Here is a 25,280-nt window from a genome sequence, read left to right on the forward strand (position 1 = left end):
CAGGGAAAGGATGCCCCTATGAGCACACCGTTCCACACTGCCACCGCTCCGGGCGTATGCCTATGAATACGCTGCTGGCGCGTACCAACCGTCGGATACTTATCGTCGACGACACCGCTTCCATTCATGCGGATTTCATCAAGATCCTCAGCCCGCCCTCGACCGAAGACGACGACCTGATCAGCGCCGAAAAAGCCCTGTTCGGGACGCAAGCGACGGCCACACTGCAAAGTTTCATACTTGATTCGGCGTTTCAGGGCCTTGAAGCACTGGACAAGGTCGAGCGAGCGTTGGCCAACGACCTGCCCTACGCGCTGGCCTTCATCGACATGCGCATGCCGCCGGGCTGGGATGGCCTGCAAACCATCGAACGGTTGTGGCAGGTCGATCCCAAGCTGCAAGTGGCGCTGTGCACCGCCTATTCCGACTATTCCTGGGAAGACATCGATGAACGCCTGGAGCTGGGCGATCGCCTGCTGATTCTGAAAAAACCCTTCGATGCCATCGAAATCCGTCAGCTGGCCAGCGCACTGACCGCCAAATGGCAGATGACCGAAGATGCGGCACTGAAGATGTCGCTGCTGGAGCAGGCCGTCGAAGAACGCACCCGGGAGCTGTCCGACGCCAACATCATCGTGCAGAACAGCCCGACCATTTTGTATCGCCTGCGGGGCGAACCGTCGTTTCCGCTGATGTACATCTCCCACAACATCACCAAGTACGGCCACGTTGCGGCGAATCTGGTCGCCTCGGCCAACTGGGCCCAGGAGTTGATCCATCCCGACGACCAATCGAAAGTCGACACAGCCATGGCCCGGGTGCTGGATCGCCATGCGGCGGGCGCTTCCATCGAGTTCCGGATGCGCACCGGCGACGGTGCCTGGCGCTGGGTGGAAAACCGCTACATCCCGGTGCGTGACGACGAAGGACGTCTGCTGGAAGTCGAAGGCATCATCATCGACGTTACGGAGCGCAAGGTCGCCGAGGAGAAAATCGCCCTGCTGGCCCGCACCGACGGGCTGACGGGGCTGGCCAACCGTGCCACCTTGATCGAGCGCCTGCACCAGGCATTTGCCGCTGCACGTCGGGGTGCGACACCGTTTGCGATGTTCTACCTGGACCTCGATCACTTCAAACGAATCAACGATACCCTCGGCCATCCGGTCGGCGACCTGCTGCTGCAGGAAGTGGCCCGGCGCATCAAAGCCTGCGTGCGCGAAAACGATGTGGTCGCCCGCCTCGGCGGCGACGAGTTCGCCATCCTGCAACTGGACGTCAACGACCCGACCCAGTCTGCGTCATTGGCCGGCAAGGTCCGCGATGCCCTGGTGCTGCCCTACTCCCTGGGCGGCAATGACGTGCGCGTCTCGGTCAGCATCGGCATCAGCAGCTATTCGCCGCTCATCACCAGCGCCGACGGACTGTTGAGCCAGGCCGACATGGCGCTCTATCGCTCCAAGGAAAAGGGCCGCAACCAGTATCACTTCCACTCCGAGGAGATCAATCAGGAGGTGGTCGAGCGCATGACCATCGCCAGCGACTTGAAAGCCGCCATCGAACATGGAGAACTCGAACTCAATTACTGGCCGGAAGTTGACCTGAGCAGCGGCAAGATCCTCGGCATGGAAGCTCAAGTCAGCTGGAACCACCCTGAGCGCGGTTTGCTGGAGTCGCCGGCGTTCCTGCCGGCCGCGGAAAAAACCGGCGCCATCATCGCCCTCGGTCACTGGGTGCTGGACCACGCCTGCCAGCAAATGCGCCAGTGGCGTGATGACGGCATGGCGCCGCCGGTCATTGCCATCAAGCTGTCCCTGGCCCAGCTGAAAAGCGGTCCCGAGCTGATTTATGACGTGCTGCGCACCACCGCGCGCTGGGAACTGTGCGCCTGGGACCTGCGCTTCGATGTGACCGAAGCGACCCTGGCCCAGACCAAATGGACCCACAACGACGTGCTGCCGCGCTTGCGGGAGCTGGGAGTGAAAATCGCCATCGACGACTTCGGCACTGAGTATTCCTCGTTCGACTACCTCAAGACGTACCAGGTCAATCACCTGAAACTCGCCCAGGCCTTCATCGACACGGCTGCCCGCGACCCGGCGAGCGCCAACACCTTGCGCGCAATTATCAATTTCGCTCGCGAAGTAGGGATCGGAATCATCGCTGAAGGTGTCGAAACCCAGGAACAGCGTAGTTCGCTGATGGCCACAGGCTCGCCAATGAACGCACAGGGGTACTTCTTCAGCAAAGCCGTCAGCAGCCAACAGGCCGCCCAGTTGCTCAAGGCCGGCAGCATTGTGCCCCCAAAACACCCCACCGGGCCGATCCTGGACAACCCGCACGCCACGGAGGACAAGGAATGAAAACTCCGTCTGTCCAGACCAACCGGCGCATCCTGATCATCGACGACACGCCCTCGATCCATCAGGACTTCCACAAGATCCTCGGCCCCGATACCGAAGATGAGCAGACCCTCGCCGGTACTGAAGAGGCGCTGTTCGGCACGCAACAGCCGGCTCGGCTCACCTTTGAGCTCGACTCCGCCTACCAGGGCCAGGATGCGCTGGAAATGGTCAAGCAGGCCCAGGCCGAAGGGCGTCCGTACGCCGTGGCGTTCACCGACATGCGCATGCCGCCGGGTTGGGACGGGCTGGAAACCATCGAGCAGCTGTGGAAGATCGATCCGCACCTGCAAATCGCCCTGTGCACCGCCTATTCGGATTACAGCTGGGAGGACATGGCTGAACGGCTGGAGTTCGGCGACCAGTTGCTGGTGTTGAAAAAACCTTTCGACAGTCTGGAAATCCGCCAGATGGCCAGCGCCCTGACCTGGAAATGGCAGATGACCCAGGACGCGGAGTCGAAAGTGCAAAGCCTGGAGCAGACTATCGAGGCGCGGGTCCACGAGCTGCTCAAGGTGTCTCACCTGTTGCAATACGACGTCTTGACCGAACTGCCCAACAGCACGCTGCTCGGTGATCGGCTGAACCAGTCCCTGGCGTTGTCTCGCCGCCATGACAAGCAGCTGGCGGTGATGTTTCTGGGCCTTGACCGCTTCAAGCGCATCAACAATGCCCTGGGCCATCCGGCCGGTGACGAGATGCTCAAACGGGTCGGGCAAAGCCTGGTGTCCACGGTGCGCGAGTCCGACTCGGTGTTTCGCTACGGCTCCGATGAGTTTGTGGTGATCCTCGCCGATATCCGCCATCCCCAGCAGACCAAGGGCATTGCCGAAAAACTCTTGAACGCCATCGGCGCGACCCAGCACATCGCCGGCCATGACCTGAGCGTGACCGCCAGCCTGGGTATCAGCATCTATCCCGATGACGGCTTCGATGCCATCGCCCTGATCAAGAAAGCCGAGACCGCGATGCGCAACGTCAAGGAAAGCGGCCCCAACGACTTCCGCTTTTTCATTGAAGAAATGAACCAGCGCGCCCGGGACCAGCAGACTATCGAGTCGGGTATTCGCCTGGCCCTGGAGCGCGACGAATTTGTCCTGCATTACCAACCCAAACTCGACCTGGGCACCGGTGAAGTGGTGGGTGCAGAGGCCTTGATTCGCTGGCTGAAACCGGGGCATGGCTGGGTTTACCCGTCGGACTTCATTGGTGTGGCCGAAGACAGTGGCTTGATCGTGCCGTTGAGCAAATGGGTGCTGGCCCAGGCTTGTCGACAAGCCTGCGCCTGGCAAGCGGCGGGGCTGCCGAGGCTGTGTATGTCGGTGAATGTGTCGGCCATCGATTTCCGCCAGCGCGGTTTCGTGGAAGGCATTGAACAGGTCCTTAAACAAACCGGTCTGGACCCGTCATTGCTGGAGCTGGAAATCACCGAAGGCGTGCTGATGCAGAACGTCGATGCCACCGTCACCGCCCTGAACCGCATCAAGGCAATGGGGGTTCGGCTGGCCATCGACGACTTCGGCACCGGCTATTCCAGCCTGAGTTACCTGCGACGTTTTCCCATCGATGTGCTGAAAATCGACCAGTCGTTCATTCGCGGCCTGAGCCGTGACATCAACGACGCGGCCCTGGTCAGCGCCATCATCAGCCTGGGCAAGAGCCTCAAGCTGACCATCATCGCCGAAGGGGTGGAGACCCTCGAACAGTTGAATTTCCTCAAGGCCCATCAGTGCGAGGAAGGCCAGGGTTACTACTTCAGCAAACCCGTGGCGCCGGAGGCTTTTGTGCAATACCTGACTTCTGTGAGATCCCCTCCCCCTGCAGCCACATGATCGATATGCAGCGACACACGGGCTATCAGCCAAGGAATTACAAGATGTCGCCATTTCTCTACCGCTTGCTCTTGATGCCTTTGCTCGGGCTGTGCCTGACAGCCAGCGGCGCGCCATTGGACGAACCGCTCAAACCGCTGCCGGCCGTGCCAAAGCAGGACCCTCTGCGGGTTGAACTCGGTCGCCAATTGTTCAATGAGCCACGTTTGTCGGTCAACGGCAGTCTGTCCTGTGCCAGCTGCCATCGCCTGGAAATCGGTGGCGCCGACAACAAGGCGTTTTCCATCGGTTTCAACGGCGAGCCCGTGGTGGTCAATACTCCGAGCGTGTTCAACGCCAGCCTGAACTTCCGGCAGTTCTGGAACGGCCGCGCCGACACGCTGGAAACCCAGATCCACACCGTGGTGCAAAGCCCCAGTGAAATGGGCAGCAACTGGGAACATGTGGTGCAAACGCTGTCTGCCGACGCGGCTTATCAAACCGCGTTCGACAACGCCTATCCGGACGGCGTGACCATGATCAATGTGCAAAACGCCCTGGCCACCTACGAGCGCACGCTGATCAGCGCCAACTCGCGTTTCGACCAATACCTGCTGGGTGACACCGCTATTCTTACCCGCGAAGAGAAGTACGGTTACCAACGCTTCAAGGACTATGGCTGCATCACCTGTCATCAGGGGATCAACATCGGCGGCAACATGTTCCAGAAATTCGGGGTGATGGGCGATTACTTCAAGACCCGAGGCAACCCGACCGAAACCGACCTGGGCCGCTATCTGGTGACCAAGGACGAAGAGGACCGCAACGTGTTCAAGGTGCCGAGCCTGCGTAACGTCGCGGTGACCGCACCGTATTTTCACGACGGTTCGGCGAAAACCCTCGAAGACGCCGTGGACGTAATGTTCACGTTCCAGCTGGGGCGCATCCCCTCCGCCGATGACAAGGCGCTGATCATCAAATTCCTCAAGACCCTGACCGGTGAATGGGAGGGCAAGCCGTTATGAAAATGTCCCGCCGACGCAGCCTGGTACTTCTCGGTATCGTGGCCCTGATACTGGCCTCGATACTGCTGTTTCTGTACATCAAGTCCAGTTCAGACCAGACGTCGAACTACACCGAGTCCCGGGACCTGATTTCCCGGATGAAACAGTTGAATGCGCAATGGGAAACGGAAATCCTCAAGGCCCGGATTGCCATCAACCACAACTACGATCCGCTGGTCACGCCGCTGACCGAGATGACGCAGCTGTGGGAACGGTTCGACACGATGGAGTCGAATCACAGCCGCAACGTCTCGCCTGTGTGGCTGACCAGCCATGATGCTTACCTGAGCGCCTTCGAGGAAAAGATCCGGCTGGTGGAACAGTTCAAGTCCCACAATGCCGTGTTGCGCAACTCACTGGCGTTTCTGCCGACCGCCGAAGACGACATCCAGGAGCCCCTCGCCCAGTTGCAGGACGGCGACAAACTGCAACTGCAAAACATCGCCAACGACACCTACGATCTGGTACTCAGCACCATGGAGTTCGCCATGGTCATCTCTGACGACAAGGCCGCCGAAATCCTGGTGGGGTTGAGCAAGCTGAAAGTGAACAAACTGCGTCTGCCGGAGGAATTCCACAGTCCGCTGGATGTGCTCAATAACCACATTGAGCTGATCCTGCGTGAACAACCGGTGGTCAACCGCTTGCTGGAAAACATCGAGGCCATTCCCGTGGCGGAACGGCTGGACGGCATCACCGATCTGCTGAACAACGATCAGCAGCGTACCGATGCGGTCGACCAGCGTTATCACTTCTACATGCTGGTGTTTTCCGTGCTGTTGGTGTTGTTGCTGGTGTACCTGGCGATTCACCTGATGCGCAGTTTCACGGAGATCAGTCGCGTCAACAAAGCCCTGAAAACCGCCAATGACGACCTCGAAAAACGGGTCGAAGAACGTACCCGTGAGCTCAAGGATACCCAGAGCGAATTGATGGACACCGCGCGCCAGGCCGGCATGGCCGAAATCGCCACCAATGTGTTGCACAACGTCGGCAACGTGCTCAACAGCGTGAACATCTCCGCCGACCTGGTCAGCCGCAAACTGCGCACCAGCAAGGCCCAGGGACTGGGCAAGGCGATGCAGCTGATCAACGAACACCAGGGCGACCTGGGCGCTTTTCTGACCCGGGACGAGAAAGGCAAGTTGCTGCCCGGCTACCTGAATCAACTGGTCGACGCCATTACGATTGAACAACAGAGCATGACCGACGAACTGGCCCAACTGACCAAAAGCGTCGACCACATCAAGGACATCGTCGCCACCCAGCAGTCTTACGCCGGCGCCAATAATCTGATGGAACCGCTGCACATCAGTGAACTGCTGGAAGACGCCCTGCGCATGAACTCCGGCGCCCTGACCCGGCATCACGTCACGGTGGTCAAGGAGTACAACGAGGTGCCGCAGGTCATGGGCGACAAGCATCGGTTGCTGCTGATCCTGATCAACCTCATCAGCAACGCCAAATACGCCATGTCCGACCTTAGCAATCGTCCGCGACAAATGACCCTGGGGGTGAAAATCGTCGAAGACTCCACCCTGCAAATCAGCGTCAAGGATGATGGCGAAGGCATCGCGCCGGAGAACATGACGCGCATCTTTGCCCACGGCTTTACCACTCGCAAGGAAGGTCACGGCTTTGGTCTGCACAGCTGCGCACTGGCGGCGATCGAGATGAACGGTCATCTCAGCGCCCACAGCGACGGGCCTGGCAAGGGTGCGCAGTTCACCCTGCAGATCCCGCTGAAAACTGTCACGGAGGAAGCATGAGAGAGCTTTCGAACCGGCGCATTCTGTTGATCGACGACACGCCGTCCATTCATGACGATTTTCGCAAGATCCTCACCCCGGACTCGCTGCAGCACGTCGAACTGGACGAGATGGAAGCCACGCTGTTTGGCAGTGAAATCAAACCCGCCAGCACCCTGTTCGAACTGGATTCGGCCTATAGCGGCCAGGAAGGTCTGGGCAAACTCACCCACGCCTTGCAGGAAAACCGCCCCTACGCCCTCGCGTTCGTGGACATGCGCATGCCTGAGGGCTGGGACGGCGCGCAGACCATCGAACATTTGTGGCAGGAAGACCCGCGCCTGCAAGTGGTGGTGTGTACCGCGTATTCCGACTATTCCTGGGATGAACTGCTGGACCGGCTACACGCCCACGATCGCTTGCTGATCCTGAAAAAACCGTTCGACAACATCGAAGTCCAGCAGATGGCCAACACCCTGCTGACCAAATGGGAGATGACCGAGCGCGCGTTTGTCCAGATGAGCCACCTGGAGCATTTGGTGGACCAGCGCACCACCGAATTCAAACAGGCCAGCGAGGCGTTGCAGCGCGAAATCGACGAGCGCAAACAGCTTGAATCGCAACTGGTGCAATCGGAAAAACTTGCCTCGCTGGGGCAATTGGCGGCCGGTGTCGCCCATGAAATCAACAACCCCATCGGCTTCATTTCTTCCAACCTCGGCAGCCTCGACGGCTATTTCAAGCAATTGCAGGAAATGCTCGACGCCTATCGCGAGAGCGAAGAGGCGATTGCGTCGAGTGAGGTGATCGAGCGACTCGGGCAGCTGCGTGAACGGATCGAGCTGGAGTTTCTGCGCGAGGACATTCCGTTGCTGATCAAGGAGTCCAAGGAGGGCATCAACCGGGTCGGGCAGATCGTCAAGGATTTGAAGGACTTCTCCCGGGTGGACTCCAACCTGGAATGGCAGTGGACCAATGTGCAGCAGGGCATCGAATCGACCCTGAACATCGTCGCCAACGAACTCAAGTACAAGGCCGATGTGGTGAAGGCGTATCAGCCGTTGCCCGACATCGAATGCCTGCCGTCGCAAATCAATCAGGTGATCATGAACCTGATCGTCAACGCGTCCCAGGCGATGGGCCCGCAACGAGGCACCATCACCCTGCGCACCGGGGTTGAGGGGGAACGGGTTTGGATTGAAGTGGCTGACACCGGGTCCGGCATTGCGCCGGACAGCCTGCAGAAAATCTTCGACCCGTTCTTCACCACCAAACCGGTGGGCCAGGGCACAGGGCTTGGGTTGTCCCTGTCCTATGGCATCGTGAAGAAACACCGAGGGGATATTTCGGTGCGCAGCGAGATAGGCGTGGGCAGCACGTTCCGGGTCGAGTTGCCTGTGCACCAAACCCACTCAACCGCCTGAACCCCCTTGCCCCTCCGAACACGCTCTCTGTAGGAGCTGTCGAGTGAAACGAGGCTGCGATCTTTTGATCTTGTTTTGTAAAAAATCAAAGTCAAAAGATCGCAGCCTCGTTTCACTCGACAGCTCCTACAGGGAGCAGGGTTCAGGGATTGGTGTGGGTTATGTGGCCTCCTGGAAATCCATCTCCGGTGGCTGGCGGCGGAAACCACCGGTCAGCACCGCCAGGTACACCACGCCAATCGCCAGCCAGCTCAGGCCCAGGTAAATCGCCAGGTGATCGAGGCTGACCATCAGCCACAAATCGGCCGCCAGGCCAATGAACGGGAACAACAGGAACAGCACGAACTCTCGCAGCCCCTTCTTTTCGCCGCCGATCCAGTAATGAAAGATCACCGACAGGTTCACCAGGCTGAACGCCAGGAACGCGCCGAAGTTGATGAACGAGGTCGAGGTGGTGACGTCGAGTTTCAATGCCAGCAACGCCACCACGGCGCACAACAGGATGCTGTTGACCGGGGTGCCGAAGCGTTCGTGCAGGCTGCCGAAAAACGATTTGGGCAGCACACCGTCGCGGCCCATGGCGAACAACAGGCGCGAACCGCTGGCCTGAGCCGACAGGCCCGAGGCGAACTGGCCGACGATCAGGCCGATCAGGAAGATCGTTACGAACAGGTCGCCACCGATGTTGCGGGCAATTTCATAGGCCGCCGAATCGACGCTGTCGAACTGGAACGAGGGATGCGCGATCTGCACGAAGTACGAGACGCTGACGAAGATCAGCCCGCCGATCAGGGTAATCAGCATTATCGCCCGCGGGATGGTGCGGCGCGGGTCGCGGGTTTCTTCGGTCAGGGTGCTGACCGCGTCGAAACCGAGGAATGAGTAGCAGGCGATGGCCGCGCCGCTCATGATCAGCGGCATTTGCATGTCGCCGTTGAAGAACGGCTTGATCGACCACAACGGCGTGCTCGCATCGCCACCGACGTAGTGGATGCACAGCGCGACAAAGGCGATCAGTACCAGAAACTGCACGAGCATCAGCAAGGCGTTGATGCCGTTGGCCAGTTTCAGGCCGACGATGTTGATCGCGCTGGTGATACCGATGAACGCCAGCACCCAGATCCACTGCGGCACGGCCGGGAATGCGGAGTTGAGGTAGGCGGCGCCGATCAGCCAGATCGCCATCGGCAAGAACAGGTAATCGAGCAGCACCGCCCAGCCGGCGATGAAGCCGAGTTTCGGGCTGATAGCCTTGCGCACATAGCTGTAGGCGGAACCGGCGACGGGGAACGCCGAGGCCATTCGGCCGTAGCTCATGGCGGTGAAAAACATCGCCACCAGCGCCGCGAGATACGCGGCCGGGACCATGCCGGCGGTGGATTGAGCGAGGATGCCAAAGGTGCCGAGCACAATGATCGGCGTCATGTAGGCGATGCCGAACAGCACCACCGAACCCAATGACAGGGTGCGTTGCAAACGAGCCATGAGCGACTACTCCGAATTTATTAGATTTATGGCAGAGCCGAGTTCGGCGCTAAATTTCGGGTGTTTCGTTGTTGTTCTTGGATGAACTAGCAAACAGGTGTGTTGACTGGGAGGGCCTCTTCGCGAGCAAGCCCGCTCCCACATTCGACCGAGTTGTTTCAGGAGACGCGATCAAACTGTGGGAGCGGGCTTGCTCGCGAAGGCGTCAGCCCTGACGACACAGAATCCGGATCAGCGCAAAGGAATCAGCAACTCCCGCACGCCAGCAGCCCGCTCGACAATCTCCCCCGGCAGCTTCAACCGCTGATCATCCAGGTACCGATAGTCCTTGCGTGCCGCCTCCAATCGGCTGAAATCCAGCTCAACCGCAAACTGCCCTTCCTCGCGCCCGGCCTCGAACATCAACGTGCCCAGCGGATCGACGAGCGCGCTGCCGCCGGCAAACACCAACCCGTCATCGCTCTCTTCCACGCGGTTGACCATCAGCGCAAACGCCTGGTTTTCCTGGGCCCGAGCCATGATCGCGGTGCGGTGCGTCGGGCCGTAAGGGTCCATGTTGCCGTTGGTGACGATCAGCAATTCGGCGCCCAGTTGCGCCAGGGCGCGGGCGGTTTCCGGGAACTCGATGTCATAGCAAATCAGCAAGCCGACCCGCACGCCGTTCCACTCGCAGGTGGCGTAACGATCACCCGCCTCGAACACGCCACGATCCGATGCCCACAGGTGCGTCTTGCGGTATTTCAGGGCGATGCCTTCAGGGGTAATCAGCAGCGTGGTGTTGTAGAAGCGGCCGTTGTCGTTCTCGGCCATGCCGATCACCACGGCGATGTTGCGCTCGCGGGCAGCCGCTACGATGGCGCTGACGGTCGGCCCATCCAGTGGTTCGGCGGTCTGGGCCACGGTGTCGGCGGACGGAAAGCCCATCAGGTGGGTTTCCGGGAAGACGATCAGCTGCGTATCAGCCTTGCAGGCAGCGATGGCCGCCAGGGCGCGTTCGAGGTTGTACGCTGTGCCGTTGTCACGGCCCGCCAACTGAGCGAGTTCGACTTTCATGGGTAGTCCTTGTTATGGGCCGGGCAGCAGAAAGATTGCCCGGTCTGTGTCTGTGCGCCAGTATGCGCAGCAAGCCACCGGCCGGGGAATCACGCCGCTGGGGTAACCCGATAGGGGTAGAGGCATGACACTTTCATTAGACGATATCGCTTGGCACCGCTCGGTCGGGCAACTGATCGATGCTCTGGACAAGCCCAATTTCTGGACGCAGTTGGTGCGCCTGCTGGATCAGTACGTGACCTTCGACAGCTGGGTGGCGCTGCTTTTCAGCGCGGACCAGCACCCGCAAGTGTTCGCCGAATGCCCGGGCGAGGACGGCAGCCCCGACCAGTTGTTCCAGGATTACCTGCGCGGGCTCTATCTGCTCGACCCGTTCTACATCGCCTGCCGCGAACAATCGCGCACCGGGCTCTATCGCCTGTCGGAAGTGGCGCCGGAGCATTTCGAGCTGACCGAGTATTACCAACGCTACTTTCGTCTGAATGTGGTGGCCGATGAAATCCAGTTCAATTGCCAGCTCGAAGGCGACCGCACGCTGTGCCTGTCATTGGGCAGCAAACAGCGATTCAGTGGCCAACAGATCGCCTTGCTGTCGCTGATCCAGCCGTGGGTGCTCGGCCTGTTGCGCCAGCGCCTGCCCTATGAAATCAACGAAGTCGTGGCGCTTGCACCGCCACAGGTCCAAGGCGACTGGCGGGTGCAGCTGGAAGCGTCGGTGCAACAACTCAAGGGCGCGCAATTGACCGCCCGGGAGCTGGATGTCGGGCGTTTGATGCTCAGCGGTTGCTCCAGTAAAGAAATCGCCCGTAAGCTGGAAATCTCTGTTGAAACCGTGAAAGTCCATAAGAAACACATGTACAGCAAGCTGGGGATCAAATCCCAGTCCGAGCTGTTTTCGATATTCCTCCAGGCGCAAAACGCCTGACATAACACGGTCCTGTAGGAGCGAAGCTTGCTCGCGAAGAGGCTATTTCATTCAAAATTAATCTTGGCTGAAACACTGCTTTCGCGAGCAAGCTTCGCTCCTACAGGGGCCGTGTGAACCTGCTAACCGAGTCCGAACCCAGGGAACCCGTATGAGCCTGTCACTCCTGAGCCGCTACGCCTTCTTTGCCGCTTGCGTGATCTTCACCCTCGCCAGCCTGCCCTTCCTCGAACACGACTGGCTCTGGCCGATCACCGCGGTGACCGGCATCTTGAGCCTCGTGGGCCTGTTCGACCTGCTGCAAAGCCCTCACGCGGTGCGCCGCAACTACCCGATCCTGGGCAACATTCGTTATCTGGTTGAGGGTATTCGCCCGGAGATCCGCCAATACCTGCTCGAATCCGACAGCGACGCCCTGCCCTTCTCCCGCGCCCAGCGCTCGCTGGTCTATTCGCGGGCCAAGAATGAAAGCGCCGACAAACCTTTCGGCACGCTGATCGATGTGTACCAGTCGGGTTTCGAATTCATCGGCCACTCAATGCGCCCGGCACCGTTGAGCGACCCAAACAGTTTCCGGGTCATCGTCGGTGGCCCGCAGTGCACCCAGCCGTACTCGGCCTCGGTGTTCAACATCTCGGCCATGAGCTTCGGCTCCCTCAGCGCCAACGCCATTCGCGCGTTGAACCAGGGCGCCAAACTCGGCAACTTCGCCCACGACACGGGCGAAGGCAGCATCAGCGCGTATCACCGGGAAAACGGCGGCGACCTGACCTGGGAACTGGGCAGCGGCTACTTCGGTTGCCGCACCCCGGATGGGCGCTTCGACCCGGAACGCTTCGCCGCACAAGCGCAAACACCGCAAGTGCGGATGATCGAAATCAAGATGAGCCAGGGCGCCAAACCCGGACACGGCGGCATCCTGCCCAAGCACAAGGTCACCAAGGAAATCGCCGAAACCCGCGGCATCCTGATGGGTGAAGACTGCATCTCGCCGTCACGGCACAGTGCGTTTTCCACACCGATCGAACTGATGCACTTCATCCAGCAGCTGCGTGAACTCTCTGGCGGCAAACCGGTGGGCTTCAAGTTCTGCCTCGGTCACCCGTGGGAATTCATGGGTATCGCCAAGGCCATGCTGGAAACCGGCATTCTCCCGGATTTCATCGTCGTCGACGGCAAGGAAGGCGGGACCGGCGCCGCCCCCGTGGAGTTCACCGACCACATCGGCGTGCCGATGCGTGAAGGCCTGTTGTTCGTGCACAACACGCTGGTGGGCCTGAACCTGCGGGACAAAATCAAACTCGGCGCCAGCGGCAAGATCGTCAGTGCCTTCGACATCGCCAGCGTCCTGGCCATCGGTGCCGACTGGGCCAACTCGGCGCGCGGCTTCATGTTCGCCATCGGCTGCATCCAGTCGCAAAGCTGCCACACCAACAAATGCCCGACCGGCGTCGCCACTCAAGACACCTTGCGTCAACGTGCGCTGGTGGTCCCGGACAAGGCCCAGCGCGTCTTCAACTTCCACCGCAACACGCTCAAGGCCTTGGCGGAAATGCTCGCAGCCGCCGGCCTCGATCATCCTTCACAGCTGTCGGCCAAGCATCTGGTGCGGCGCATGTCGGCGACCGAGATCAAGCTGTTCTCGCAGTTGCATGTGTTTTTGAAACCGGGGGAATTGCTGACCGGTGAGGTGAATGGCGAGTTTTACTCGCGGATGTGGCAGATGGCGCGGGCGGACAGTTTTGAGCCTAATGAGGTGGCGGTGGCTTGATAAAACCAGCCCGCAAGGAACACTTCACCAATGAAGTTCCAGGATCGGGGCCGGCGCCTTTACGACGATGTAGCCTTGATCCCCGACGAGATAAATGCTGTAGAACTTGCTCTCTATCAGCGGTTGAATCCCCTGATCATTAATCAGAATCGGACGGTGCGTTTTTCTCTCGGCAACCACATTAGTGACACCCACCTTCGTCAGATTTTCAGCAAGCATGAGAACATTTACGCTCAGCAGGTGCCGCAATATCGGCATCTGTTTAAACGAGCCTGAAGCGGCTACCAACCAATAATCAGAGTATGTCCTTGTCAGGTAAATACGTTTGGCATCGCGCAGCTGCCGATTGGAGGTGATGTCATACCCCAACGCAAAAAGCACGCTGGTTTCGAAGGTTTTCTGCATCGTAAGCACTCGCCCGTAGGCGTATGAAAGCGAGAGCATCGCCAGAAGTGGAACGATCAAAAGCAACGTCGACAATCGATGCCGGGGTGCTAACGCCTGATGGGTCAAATAGAACAGCAGAATTAACAATACCGAAAAACCCATAAAGAGCCTTAGGCCTGCATTGAAATCCTTGAAAAACAGTGCTGCACCCGACACGAGAAACACCACAGCGGGCACCGTAAGCAGGCACAGCAGACTGATCACGGCTTTTGCTAGCGCCGTATCCTGACGTTTAAGAACGTTGACGCCTATTTGCCAACTTCCCGCAAGGGCGAACGGTGCAAGTGCAGCGAATACCCAGGAAAATCCACCATGAACCAGCAGTGCAACGGCTTCCAACACTCGGAAGATGTTGGTTTCAAGTTGCAGCAGAGAATCGAAAGCTACGCTCAACCACACCACGCGATCCTGACTCATGAAGGAATAGGCAGTGAGCCAGTAGATCACCCAGGCCAGCATCACTTGTGCAACTTTCCATCCAATCAAGCCGCACCACTGCGACCACGCAATCTTGTGATTCACACCTCTGAGCAGTTCCAGGCAACATAGTCCGAGAAATACATTAACGCTGATCTGGTACAAACCCAGCCCCAACGCAATGAGAAAGGCTGGAACAATTAATTGCAGCGTTCGCGAAGCAGTACGAAAGATGATCGCGTAGACCATGACCACCTGACTCAAAGCCATAGCAGGGCCGTCGTATTGATAAGAAAGGTTTTGCAGGAAGAACGGGTTGTACCAAAGCGGCAGCATCACCAGGCAACAGGAAATCGTCGGTTGCGGGTAAAAATGGAAGGTCAGTCCAGTCAATCCCAGAGCCATGGCCAGCGTGGCGACCATTAAAGGTAAAGGAAAGATGTTGGGCGCTGCCGAGCCGAAAGTCAGCATTTTATAGAACAGATCAACAAACAATCTTCCCTCTACAGCCCAACCATTTCCTGCATCCAAAGATCGCCAGTTGTCATCGAGGTAGGAATAGTCAGCAAGTATTAATGGGTAAATGTAGACAAAGGTCGCGAACAAAAAGAACAGCAGCACTTTGCGACGGTCGAGTACCTTGTCCCACCCGTGCATCAGTACTGGCGTCATGAGTCGCGCTCGCCATACAGGACAAATCTCGAAAAAAAGAGCCCACAGACCATACTCAACAACGAAAACGACCCGACGGTCACCAGCCCGTGGAGTTTCCAGACATCGGCGTAATGTCCGACCACAAAACTCATGATCCCCATGAAGAACACATACAACAGATAACGAAGTACAGACGCCCCGGCCTCAAACGTGTAAAGCGCATGCACATAGAATGAGAAGGTCCCCGCGACACAAAACGCCGAAAAATTACTGGCAGCCTGACTCAGCTCGGCCGCGACAGTGAGAACGTAAAAGATCTGCCAATGAATGAGCGTATTGGCCACGCCAACGACCGCATACGTGGAGAATGCTTTCCATAAGGCTTTCATGTCCGTTCCTTGAACTGTTCCGGTTTCAGGTGCGGTTCAAACCTAAAGTCGAAGACAGTTGCGCGTCTACTGTAAGAACTAACAGGTAGCGCAGTCTTCCAGACCAGTGGTCATGGTGTTCACCACTGCAGCGAGGGGATCCGGGCGGGTTCTTTCATGACGATAAAGCCGTAATCCCCCAGCAGATAAATGCGATAGAACAGGCTGTCTACCAGCGGTGCATAACCCTGGTAACCCACCATCGTCGCGTTGCGCCGTTCCTTTTCCCTGACCACATTGGTAATGCCTGCCTTGGGCAGGTTTTCCGCGAGCATGTAGAAGTCGATGTTCAGCAGGTAATGCAATACCGGCCTCTGCTTGAACGACCCGGCGGCGCTCACCAGCCAGAGATCCGAATACGTCACCGACATATAAATGCGCTTGGCGTCGCGCAACGCCGGGCGCGAAGCAATGTCAGCGCTCAAGGCATACAGCGCATTTGTCGCGAAGGTTTTTTGTAACGTCAGTACCCGTCCATACGCAAAGGACAGCGAGAGCATCGCCAGCAGCGGAACCAGCAACAGCAACGGCAGCTTTTCATGCACCGGCGCCAGTGCCCGATGACTCAGGTAGAACAGCAGCACCAACACCACTGCAAAGCCCATCAAGGTGCAGGCGCCTTCATTGAAGTCGCGGAAAAACAGTGAGGCCCCCGGTACCAGCACCATCAGGACGGGCACGATCAAAACACACAGCACCCCGATCGCCATTCTGTTCAGGCCCGTGTCCACACGCTCCAGCACGCGCTGTCCCACGCGCACGGCACCGACGATGGCGCACAGCAACAGCACGGCAAATACCCAGGCAAAGCCGCCATGGAACAGCAGCACGATTTTTTCCAGCACCCGCCCCGCATTGATTTCAATTTGCAGCAACGGCGCCGCTGACGGGTTCAATAATGTGGTTCGGTTCTGAGTCATGAAGGAATAGGCGGTGGCGTAATAAATCAATCCGGCCAAGCCTACCTGAACCACTTTGCAGCCGATCAAGCGCCACCACGCGGACCTTGGCAATTGGTCGTTCGCCCCCCGCAGCAGCTCCAGGCAACAGAGCCCGAGAAACACATTGAAGCTGACCTGATAAAGCCCGATCGCCAATGCAATCAGCGCGGCGGGTATCACCAGTTGCCGCACGCGCGAGGGGCTTTGAAAGGTGATCGCGTAGATCACCGCCACCAGGCTCAGGGCCATGGTCGGCCCGTCGTATTGGTACGACAGGTTTTGCAGGAAAAACGGGTTGTACCAAAGTGGCAGCACTACCAGGCAATGGGCAAACGTCGGTTCGGGGAAGTAGTGAAACGTCAGCCGGGTCAGAGCCGCGCTCATTGCCAGCGTGGCAATCAACAGCGGCAGCGGGAAGATATTCGGCGCGGCACCGCTGAAGGTCAGCAGGTTGTAGAACCACTGCGCGAACAACCGGCCCTCCTGCGCCCAACCGGTGCCGGCCGCCAGGGCACGCCAGTTGTCATCGATGTAGGGAAAATAGGCGAGGATCAGAGGAAGGATGTAAATCAGCGTCGTAAAAACAAACAACGACCCAACCTGACGGCCGGTGAGCTCTTTGTCGAGCCATTCGCTGATCTTCATGCCGGCGCCTCTTGGGAATTCCGCCTTCCATCGATAAAGCTTTGAACCCGACGGCAGCCAGAGATCGCAGACCTGCGCGGCTTTTAGACAGGCGGTTGTCCCCTCAGCGATGTGCAGAGACATTCCGTAATATCCACACTTTGCAATTGACGGCGAATCCCTGCACCCTGCGCGCCGCCAATGTGCGGCGCGCAACCTTTTGTGGCGCCGGCGCTCCTACTTCAAAACCCGTTCAAGAGCCCGCAGCCATGACGACTGAACGCGATCACCGGATCGACTTTTTCCGCGGCCTGGCGCTGATCTTCATTTTCTGGGATCACGTGCCCCACAACCCTTTGGGTCAAATGACGCTGCGTAATTTTGGCTTCAGCGATGCCGCCGAAATCTTCGTTTTTCTCGCCGGCTACGCGGCGGTCCTGGCCTACGGCAAGATCCTTGCGCGCGACGGTTATCTGATTGCCTGCGTGAAAATCCTGCGCCGCGCCTGGGTGCTGTATGTGGTGCATATCTTCCTGCTGGCGATGCTGATGGGCATCGTGTTCTTCGCCAACAGCCACGTGGAGACCCGAGATCTGGTGGAGGAGATGGGCATGCACCACTTCATCAGCAACCCGCAGCAAGCCTTGATCGATGAGTTGCTGTTGCGCTTCAAACCGAACCTGATGGACCCGTTGCCGCTTTACATCGTGCTGCTGGCAGGTTTGCCGCTGGTGCTGCCGATATTTGTGCGCAAACCCTGGGTGGTGGTGGCGATGTCGTTTGCGGTGTACCTGACGGTGCCGTTGTTCGGCTGGAATCTGGCCGCCATCAAGGACGGCGTGTGGTACTTCAACCCCGTCGCCTGGCAACTGTTGTTCGTACTCGGCGGTGCCGCTGCGATTCATGGGCAACGCCCGCGGTTGCCCGACAGACGCTCGTTGCTCCGTCAGCCAGTGTTTGTGGGTGCGGCGTTATACGCAGTAGTTGCCGGTGTACTGACCGTCTTGTGGCGGTGGCCGCAACTGCATGATGCGTTGGTACCGACCAGCCTGAGCAATCTGTTGTACCCGATCAGCAAGACCGACCTGTCGCCGGTGCGCCTGCTGCACTTTCTGGCGCTGGCGTATGTCACGGCGAAACTGTTGCCGGACACAGGCTGGACGCAGAACTGGCTGGCACAGCAATGCAGTCGCATGGGGCGCTATTCGCTGGAAGTGTTCTGCCTCGGCGTGTTGTTGGCGCCGTTGGCGGACATGGTCAATGCCCTGACCGATGATGCGTTTGCCATGCAAATCTTCACCGCGTTGGTGGGGGCGGGATTGATGGGGTTGTTGGGGATGTGGCTGGATTTCAACAAGCGGTTGAATACGCGAATGCCGGTGGTGGCCGCTTAACGTCAAAAGATCGCAGCCTCGTTTCACTCGACAGCTCCTACAGGGAAAGGTGTTGGTCGGTCTTGCGCGAACGTTCATCGATCACGATTCCTGTAGGAGCTGTCGAGTGAAACGAGGCTGCGATCCTTTGATCTTCAAAACGTTTGCGTTTCAGGCGTTACGACCTATGAAGCTGAACGCACCGCACCTTAATACGCGAATGTCGGTGGTGGCTGCTTAACGTCAAAAGATCGCAGCCTCGTTTTACTCGACAGCTCCTACAGGGAAAGGTGTTGGTCGGTCTTGCGCGTACGTTCATCGATCACGATTCCTGTAGGAGCTGTCGAGTGAAACGAGGCTGCGATCCTTTGATCTTCAAACGTTTGCGTTTCAGGCGTTACGACTTATGAAGCCGAACGCACCGCACCTTTAATACGCGAATATCGGTGGTGGTCGCTTAACGTCAAAAGATCGCAGCCTCGTTTCACTCGACAGCTCCTACAGGGAAAGGTGTTGGTCGGTCTTGCGCGTACGTTCATCGATCACGATTCCTGTAGGAGCTGTCGAGTGAAACGAGGCTGCGATCCTTTGATCTTCAAAACGTTTGCGTTTCAGGCGTTACGACCTATGAAGCCGAACGCACCGCACCTTAATACGCGAATGTCGGTGGTGGCCGCTTAACGTCAAAAGATCGCAGCCTCGTTTCACTCGACAGCTCCTACAGGGAAAGGTGTTGGTCGGTCTTGCGCGTACGTTCATCGATCACGATTCCTGTAGGAGCTGTCGAGTGAAACGAGGCTGCGATCCTTTGATCTTCAAAACGTTTGCGTTTCAGGCGTTACGACCTATGAAGCCGAACGCACCGCACCTTAATACGCGAATGTCGGTGGTGGCTGCTTAACGTCAAAAGATCGCAGCCTCGTTTCACTCGACAGCTCCTACAGGGAAAGGTGTTGGTCGGTCTTGCGCGTACGTTCATCGATCACGATTCCTGTAGGAGCTGTCGAGTGAAACGAGGCTGCGATCCTTTGATCTTCAAAACGTTTGCGTTTCAGGCGTTACGACCTATGAAGCTGAACGCACCGCACCTTAATACGCGAATGTCGGTGGTGGCTGCTTAACGTCAAAAGATCGCAGCCTCGTTTCACTCGACAGCTCCTACAGGGAAAGGTGTTGGTCGGTCTTGCGCGTACGTTCGTCGATCGCGATTCCTGTAGGAGCTGTCGAGTGAAACGAGGCTGCGATCCTTTGATCTTCAAACGCTTGCGTTTCAGGCGTTACGACTTATGAAGCCGAACGCACCGCACCTTTAATACGCGAATATCGGTGGTGGCTGCTTAACGTCAAAAGATCGCAGCCTCGTTTCACTCGACAGCTCCTACAGGGAAAGGTGTTGGTCGGTCTTGCGCGTACGTTCGTCGATCGCGATTCCTGTAGGAGCTGTCGAGTGAAACGAGGCTGCGATCCTTTGATCTTCAAAACGTAAAAAGCCCCGCCTCTTTAAAGAGCGCGGGGCTTTTGCGTTTCAGGCGTTACGACTTATGAAGCCGAATGCACCGCACCTTGCGACACATTGGTCGGTTGCAGCTTGAACACGTAGAACAACACCGTCAGCAGCACCAGGAATGCAGGTCCCACATACAGCGCCACACGCGTGTCCGGGAAGTACGCCATCAGGCCGACCACCAGCACCAAAAACGCCAGCGCCAGGTACGAGCTGACCGGGTACAGCCACATCTTGTATTTCAGGCCGGCACGTTCGCTGGCACTCAGGCCTTTGCGGAACTTGAGCTGGGCCAGCAGGATCATCACCCAGGTCCAGATCGCGCCGAAGGTGGCAATCGCCGTCACCCAGACGAAGACTTTCTCAGGCACCAGGTAGTTGAGCAGCACGCCCAACAGCAACGCGCCGATCGACAGCAGCAACGCGCGACGTGGTACGCCATTGTTCGAGGTCTTGGCAAAACCGGCCGGGGCCTGGCCATTCTGCGCCAGGCTGTAGAGCATGCGCCCGGTGCTGAAGATGCCGCCGTTGCAGGACGACAGCGCTGCGGTGATCACCACGAAGTTGATGATGCCGGCGGCGGTCTTGATGCCCAGACGCTCGAAGGTCATCACGAACGGACTGCCCTGGGTGCCGATTTCGTTCCACGGGTAGATCGACAGGATCACGAACAACGCGCCGACGTAGAACAGCAGAATCCGCCAGAACACCGAGCCGATTGCGTTAGGAATGGTCTTCTGCGGGTTCTTCGCTTCACCGGCGGTCAGGCCGATCATCTCGACGCCGAGGTAGGCGAACATCACCATTTGCAGGGACATCAACACGCCTTGCACGCCGTTGGGCATGAAGCCGCCGTGGGCCCAGAGATTGGAAATCCCCAAAGCCACGCCGTCGTTGCCGAAGCCGAACGCGATCACGCCGATGCCGCCGACCACCATCGCAATGATGGTGACGATTTTGATCAGGGCGAACCAGAACTCGAACTCACCGAAGGCTTTCACCGCGATCAGGTTGATCGAGCCCATGCTGATCAACGCGGCGAGCGCCCAGATCCAGCGCGGCACATCGGGGAACCAGACACCCATGTACACAGCCACTGCTGTGATTTCCGCGACGCAGGTCACCAGCCACAGGAACCAGTAATTCCAGCCGGTGAGGAAGCCAGCCAAGGGGCCGAGGTAGTCTTGGGCGTAACGGCTGAAGGAGCCGGCGACCGGGTTGTGCACAGCCATTTCGCCGAGGGCGCGCATGATCACCAGGATCGCCAGACCGCCGATGATGTAGGACAGCATGATCGCGGGACCGGCCATTTCGATGGCCTTGGCCGAACCGAGGAACAGACCGACGCCGATACAGGCTCCGAGCGCCATCAAGCGAATATGCCGTTCGCCGAGTTCGCGTTTAAGCGGGCCGCCCTGAGCGGTCTCGCCGTGGGGCAGGTGATTGCCGACTGGCATAGGGGTACAACCTCGTCTTGTTATTGGATATGACCACCGAGTAACAAAGCGCTGACCGGTAAGCCATTGCTTCTGAGAAACCGGGCCTGCTTCGTGAGCAAACCCGTCTTGCAGGACACAACCTGCAAGATCAGCGGGGCGTGCAGTATAAAAAGCTTCGTAAAGGGTTTTTCACTCTATAAACCCCAACATTCAGCCAGAACTCTCGGGAAAAGCCCGGTTTGCGGAGGGGCATTACCTGGTTTTTGTAGGATTATTCACCGCTGAAACGGCGGCGAGTATTGCACAGCATTGGTGCATCGTCATGCCCCTGCCCCACCAACATTTGCTTATAGATGGCTCTATCTCAAGCCTTTCGACCAATTTCCGCCTGTAGGAGCTGTCGAGTGAAACGAGGCTGCGATCTTTTGATCTTGCTTTTAAAAAGATCAAGATCAAAAGATCGCAGCCTCGTTTCACTCGACAGCTCCTACAGGGGCGCGGGCTGGATCCGGAAATTCGCGACAACCGTGTCCACAATTTTTTCACCATCGCCAACCACCGACTAAGCTTCAGACAAGTCCGATCAATCTGCGTGAATGGATCAGTCGACTATGGGCGCGTTATGGCAAACCGATACGAGTAAAACTGTGGTTCCGACTGAACGTGTGGATGAAGCGCCTATACCTGAAAAACCTCCTGGCAGTCGTGTGACGCACGGTTGGGGGGCGTTTTGGTTGTTGCTGGTGATTATTCTGATTGTCCTGGGGCTTGCCGCTGCCAAGGAAATGCGCACCTCGAAGTTTCAATCTCGCGAGGTCAGCAAATTCGCCGCCTCCCTGAGTTACGAGATGCAACCCGGCCCCAGCGACGCCATTCGCTATCCGGGCGCAGGCCCGTTCGACTTGCGTTTGGGTTACAGCTCGCTGGGTGAATTCCTGCCGCGGCTGCTCAAGCGCGACTACGTCATTGCGTCACAAACCCGCTTCTCGCCAAAGCTGATGGACTACACCGACAACGGCTTTTTCGTGCCCTACGCGGAGAAAATCCAGGCGGGATTGTCGATTACCGATTGCCGTGCAGCACCGCTTTATCAGTACAAATACCCACAACAGCTGTATTCGAGCTTTGAGTCGATTCCGCCAGTGGTGGTCAGCAGTCTGTTGTTTATCGAGAACCGCTTTTTGCTCGACCCCAAGCAACCCTTGGCCAACCCCGCCGTGGACTGGCCGCGGTTCGGCATGGCGATCTGGTCCCAGATTGCCAAGCTTGTTCACCTGCCAGGCCAGTCGGCGGGTGGCAGTACGCTGGCGACGCAACTTGAAAAGTATCGGCACTCGCCCGATGGCCTGACGGTGTCGGGCGCGGAAAAGATCCGGCAGATGATTTCCGCCACGGTGCGGGCTTATCAAGCGGGCCCGGAAACTTTGCAGGCCCGGCAAAATGTGGTGCGCGACTACCTCAACAGCGTGCCGCTGTCGGCGGTGCCGGGCCACGGTGAAGTGCATGGCATGGCCGAGGGCTTGCGCGTCTGGTACGGCGCCGATTTCAACAAGGCCAACGAACGGCTGGCCAGCACCGACACAGATCCCAAGAGCATGGCCGAAAAAGGCCTGGCCCTGCGTGAGATGCTGTCGCTGATGATCGCCCAGCGTCGCCCTTCTCACTACCTGACCAAGGGTCATGATGAACTAGCCGACCTCACCGACAGCCACATCCGCCTGCTGGCAGCCAATGGCGTGATCGATGCGCCCTTCGCCGCCGCCGCCCTGGCCAGCCAGGTGACCTACCGTGACTGGCAGACCCAGCCGACCATTCAGCCGATCGAAACCAACAAAGGCATCAGCGTGGCGCGCAGCCGCCTGGGCGGGCTGCTCAATCGTCCGCTGTACGACCTCGACCGCCTCGACCTGTCGGCCACCAGCACCCTGCAAGGCGATTTGCAGACCCAGGCCACCGAATACCTCAAGCACCTGGCCGACCCGGTGTTTGCGACACAAATCGGTCTGATGGGTGAACGCTTGCTCACCCCCACCAGCACCACCCAGGTGCGTTACAGCTTCACGCTGTTTGAACTGACGCCGGATGGCGCGCGGGTACGGGTGCAGACCGACAGCACCGACCAGCCGTTCGATATCAACGAGGGCAGCAAGCTGGAGCTGGGCTCCACCGCGAAAATGCGCGTGCTGACCACCTACCTGCAAATCATGGCCGAGCTGCACGATAAATATGCCGACATGACGGTCCCGGAATTGAAGAAAGTCGACATCCCGGATCAGGATCGCCTGAGCCGTTGGGCCGTCGATTACCTGATTCAGAACAAAGACCGCAATCTGCCGGCCATGCTGGGCGCCGCCCTGGACCGCAAGTATTCCGCCAGTCCCGGCGAAGCCTTTTTTACTGGCGGCGGGCTGCACACCTTCGTCAACTTCCGCAAGGAAGACAACGGCCGCATTCCGACCTTGCGTGATGCCCTGCGCGAATCGATCAACCTGCCGTTCATTCGGCTGATGCGTGATCTGGTGCGCTACACCACGTATTCCGGCCCCAACAACAGCGCCGAATTGCTCAAGGACGATCGCGACCCACGGCGTCAGGAATACCTGGCCAATTTCGCCGACCGCGAAGGCACCTCGTTCCTGCTGAAGTTCTGGAAGAAATACAAAAACAAGGACACCCAGGCACGGCTCGACACCTTCCTCGACAGCATGCGCCCGACGCCGATTCGCATGGCGGCGGTGCACCGTTATTTGCTGCCACAGGCCAGTCAGGAAAGCTTCAACACCTTCGTGCGCTCGCACCTCAAAGGCGCGAAGCTCACCGAAAAACTCACCGATGAACGCCTGCAACGGCTCTACGAGAATTACAGCCCCGGCGCCTATGACCTGCCGGATCAGGGTTTCATTGCCAAGGTTCACCCGCTGGACCTGTGGCTGATGGGCTACCTGCTGAACAACCCGGATGCGAAGTGGAGCCAGATCGTCAAAGCCAGTCAGTTCGAGCGTCAGGAAGTCTACAGTTGGCTGTTCAAAAGCCGTCACAAGGGCGCCCGTGACAGCCGTATCCGCACCATGCTGGAGATCGAAGCCTTCCTCGACATCCATCAGCGCTGGCAGAAAGTCGGTTACCCGTTCGATCACCTGGTGCCGTCGCTGGCCACCGCCATCGGCAGCTCCGGCGACCGTCCGGCGGCATTGGGCGAGTTGATCGGCACCATCCTCAACGACGGTGTGCGCATGCCGACATTGCGCATCGACACCCTGCATTTCGCGGCGAATACGCCTTACGAAACCAAGCTGATCAATGACCCGGTTGCCGGCAAACGGGTGATGCCTTCCGAAGTGGCCGCGGCCATGCGCGAGGCCTTGTCGCAAGTGGTGGATGCCGGTACGGCCAAACGTGTTTCCGGCAGTTTCATCACGCCCGATGGCAAACCCTTGGCCATGGGCGGCAAGACCGGGACCGGGGATAACCGCATCGAAGCCATCGGCTCCGGCGGGCGAATTCTGAGTTCGAAGTCGATCAACCGCACGGCGACCTTCGTGTTCTTCATCGGCGACAACCACTTTGGCACCTTGACCGCGTTCGTGCCGGGGCGCACGGCCGAAGCCTTTAAATTCACCTCCGCGTTGCCGGTGCAAGTGCTCAAAGGCATGGCGCCGATTCTGACACCGTACCTGCAACCGGGAGGTCACACCGGATGCCTGCCGGTTGAGGTCGCCCGGCGCTGATCGCAGGTGGTAATTAATTATTTTCGGCATGGATAATCCGAATGC

15 protein-coding genes are annotated in these 25,280 nt (G+C 58.4%); 9 read left to right on the forward strand and 6 right to left on the reverse strand.

The window, feature by feature from the left end; all coding sequences use genetic code 11:
* The first annotated feature begins 56 nt into the window (after positions 1-56).
* Genes ACA049_RS24630 through ACA049_RS24650 form a run of 5 tightly spaced genes read left to right on the forward strand, consistent with a single transcriptional unit; the run spans position 57 to position 8,446 of the window.
* Positions 57-2,360, forward strand: coding sequence for an EAL domain-containing protein (locus ACA049_RS24630; protein WP_497330542.1), 2,304 nt, complete (start codon positions 57-59; stop codon positions 2,358-2,360).
* The gene (locus tag ACA049_RS24635) at positions 2,357-4,231 is read left to right on the forward strand and encodes a putative bifunctional diguanylate cyclase/phosphodiesterase (RefSeq protein WP_497330544.1); all 1,875 of its coding nucleotides are present in this window, start codon (positions 2,357-2,359) and stop codon (positions 4,229-4,231) included. Before ACA049_RS24630 ends, ACA049_RS24635 begins: the two co-directional genes overlap by 4 nt.
* A gap of 44 nt (positions 4,232-4,275) precedes the next feature.
* Positions 4,276-5,235, forward strand: coding sequence for a cytochrome-c peroxidase (locus ACA049_RS24640; protein ID WP_497330546.1), 960 nt, complete (start codon positions 4,276-4,278; stop codon positions 5,233-5,235).
* Positions 5,232-7,043 carry a DAHL domain-containing sensor histidine kinase gene (locus ACA049_RS24645; RefSeq protein WP_497330548.1) on the forward strand — a complete coding sequence of 604 codons (1,812 nt, stop codon included), beginning with the start codon at positions 5,232-5,234 and terminating at the stop codon, positions 7,041-7,043. The genes ACA049_RS24640 and ACA049_RS24645 overlap by 4 nt, the downstream gene beginning before the upstream one ends.
* On the forward strand, positions 7,040-8,446 hold the full coding sequence (locus ACA049_RS24650) for an ATP-binding protein (RefSeq protein WP_497330550.1): 1,407 nt from the start codon (positions 7,040-7,042) through the stop codon (positions 8,444-8,446). The genes ACA049_RS24645 and ACA049_RS24650 overlap by 4 nt, the downstream gene beginning before the upstream one ends.
* A 159-nt stretch (positions 8,447-8,605) precedes the next feature.
* On the opposite strand, the gene ACA049_RS24655 is transcribed toward ACA049_RS24650, so the two are convergent.
* Both ACA049_RS24655 and ACA049_RS24660 read right to left on the reverse strand, forming a co-directional pair.
* Positions 8,606-9,931 carry an APC family permease gene (locus tag ACA049_RS24655; protein ID WP_077749822.1) on the reverse strand — a complete coding sequence of 442 codons (1,326 nt, stop codon included), beginning with the start codon at positions 9,929-9,931 and terminating at the stop codon, positions 8,606-8,608.
* Positions 9,932-10,162: 231 nt separating this feature from the next.
* Positions 10,163-10,984, reverse strand: coding sequence for a carbon-nitrogen hydrolase family protein (locus tag ACA049_RS24660; RefSeq protein ID WP_497330552.1), 822 nt, complete (start codon positions 10,982-10,984; stop codon positions 10,163-10,165).
* 124 nt (positions 10,985-11,108) lie between these two features.
* On the opposite strand from ACA049_RS24660, the gene ACA049_RS24665 reads away from it, so the two are divergent.
* Positions 11,109-11,909, forward strand: a complete 801-nt coding sequence (locus tag ACA049_RS24665) for a helix-turn-helix transcriptional regulator (RefSeq protein WP_497330554.1) — start codon at positions 11,109-11,111, stop codon at positions 11,907-11,909.
* A 151-nt stretch (positions 11,910-12,060) separates the two neighbouring features.
* Positions 12,061-13,680: an FMN-binding glutamate synthase family protein gene (locus tag ACA049_RS24670; protein ID WP_497330556.1), complete on the forward strand. Its 1,620-nt coding sequence runs from the start codon at positions 12,061-12,063 to the stop codon at positions 13,678-13,680.
* A 24-nt stretch (positions 13,681-13,704) separates the two neighbouring features.
* Here the strand turns inward: ACA049_RS24670 and ACA049_RS24675 are convergent, their stop codons facing one another.
* From ACA049_RS24675 to ACA049_RS24685, 3 genes are all read right to left on the reverse strand, one after another.
* A complete protein-coding gene (locus ACA049_RS24675) occupies positions 13,705-15,216 on the reverse strand; it encodes a glucosyltransferase domain-containing protein (RefSeq protein ID WP_497330558.1) in 1,512 nt (503 codons plus the stop codon).
* Positions 15,213-15,587: a GtrA family protein gene (locus tag ACA049_RS24680; protein WP_497330560.1), complete on the reverse strand. Its 375-nt coding sequence runs from the start codon at positions 15,585-15,587 to the stop codon at positions 15,213-15,215. Before ACA049_RS24680 ends, ACA049_RS24675 begins: the two co-directional genes overlap by 4 nt.
* Positions 15,588-15,706: 119 nt before the next feature.
* Positions 15,707-17,212 carry a glucosyltransferase domain-containing protein gene (locus tag ACA049_RS24685; RefSeq protein WP_497330562.1) on the reverse strand — a complete coding sequence of 502 codons (1,506 nt, stop codon included), beginning with the start codon at positions 17,210-17,212 and terminating at the stop codon, positions 15,707-15,709.
* A gap of 248 nt (positions 17,213-17,460) precedes the next feature.
* On the opposite strand from ACA049_RS24685, the gene ACA049_RS24690 reads away from it, so the two are divergent.
* Positions 17,461-18,585 (forward strand): OpgC family protein, encoded by a 1,125-nt coding sequence (locus ACA049_RS24690; RefSeq protein WP_497330564.1) that lies wholly within the window; start codon positions 17,461-17,463, stop codon positions 18,583-18,585.
* Between the two features lie 1,518 nt (positions 18,586-20,103).
* Here ACA049_RS24690 and ACA049_RS24695 read toward each other — a convergent pair.
* Positions 20,104-21,525, reverse strand: coding sequence for an amino acid permease (locus ACA049_RS24695; RefSeq protein ID WP_497330566.1), 1,422 nt, complete (start codon positions 21,523-21,525; stop codon positions 20,104-20,106).
* A 593-nt stretch (positions 21,526-22,118) separates the two neighbouring features.
* On the opposite strand from ACA049_RS24695, the gene ACA049_RS24700 reads away from it, so the two are divergent.
* A complete protein-coding gene (locus tag ACA049_RS24700; protein ID WP_497336966.1) occupies positions 22,119-25,235 on the forward strand; it encodes a transglycosylase domain-containing protein in 3,117 nt (1,038 codons plus the stop codon).
* Positions 25,236-25,280: the final 45 nt, after the last annotated feature.

Source organism: Pseudomonas sp. LBUM1662 (genome assembly GCF_059695915.1).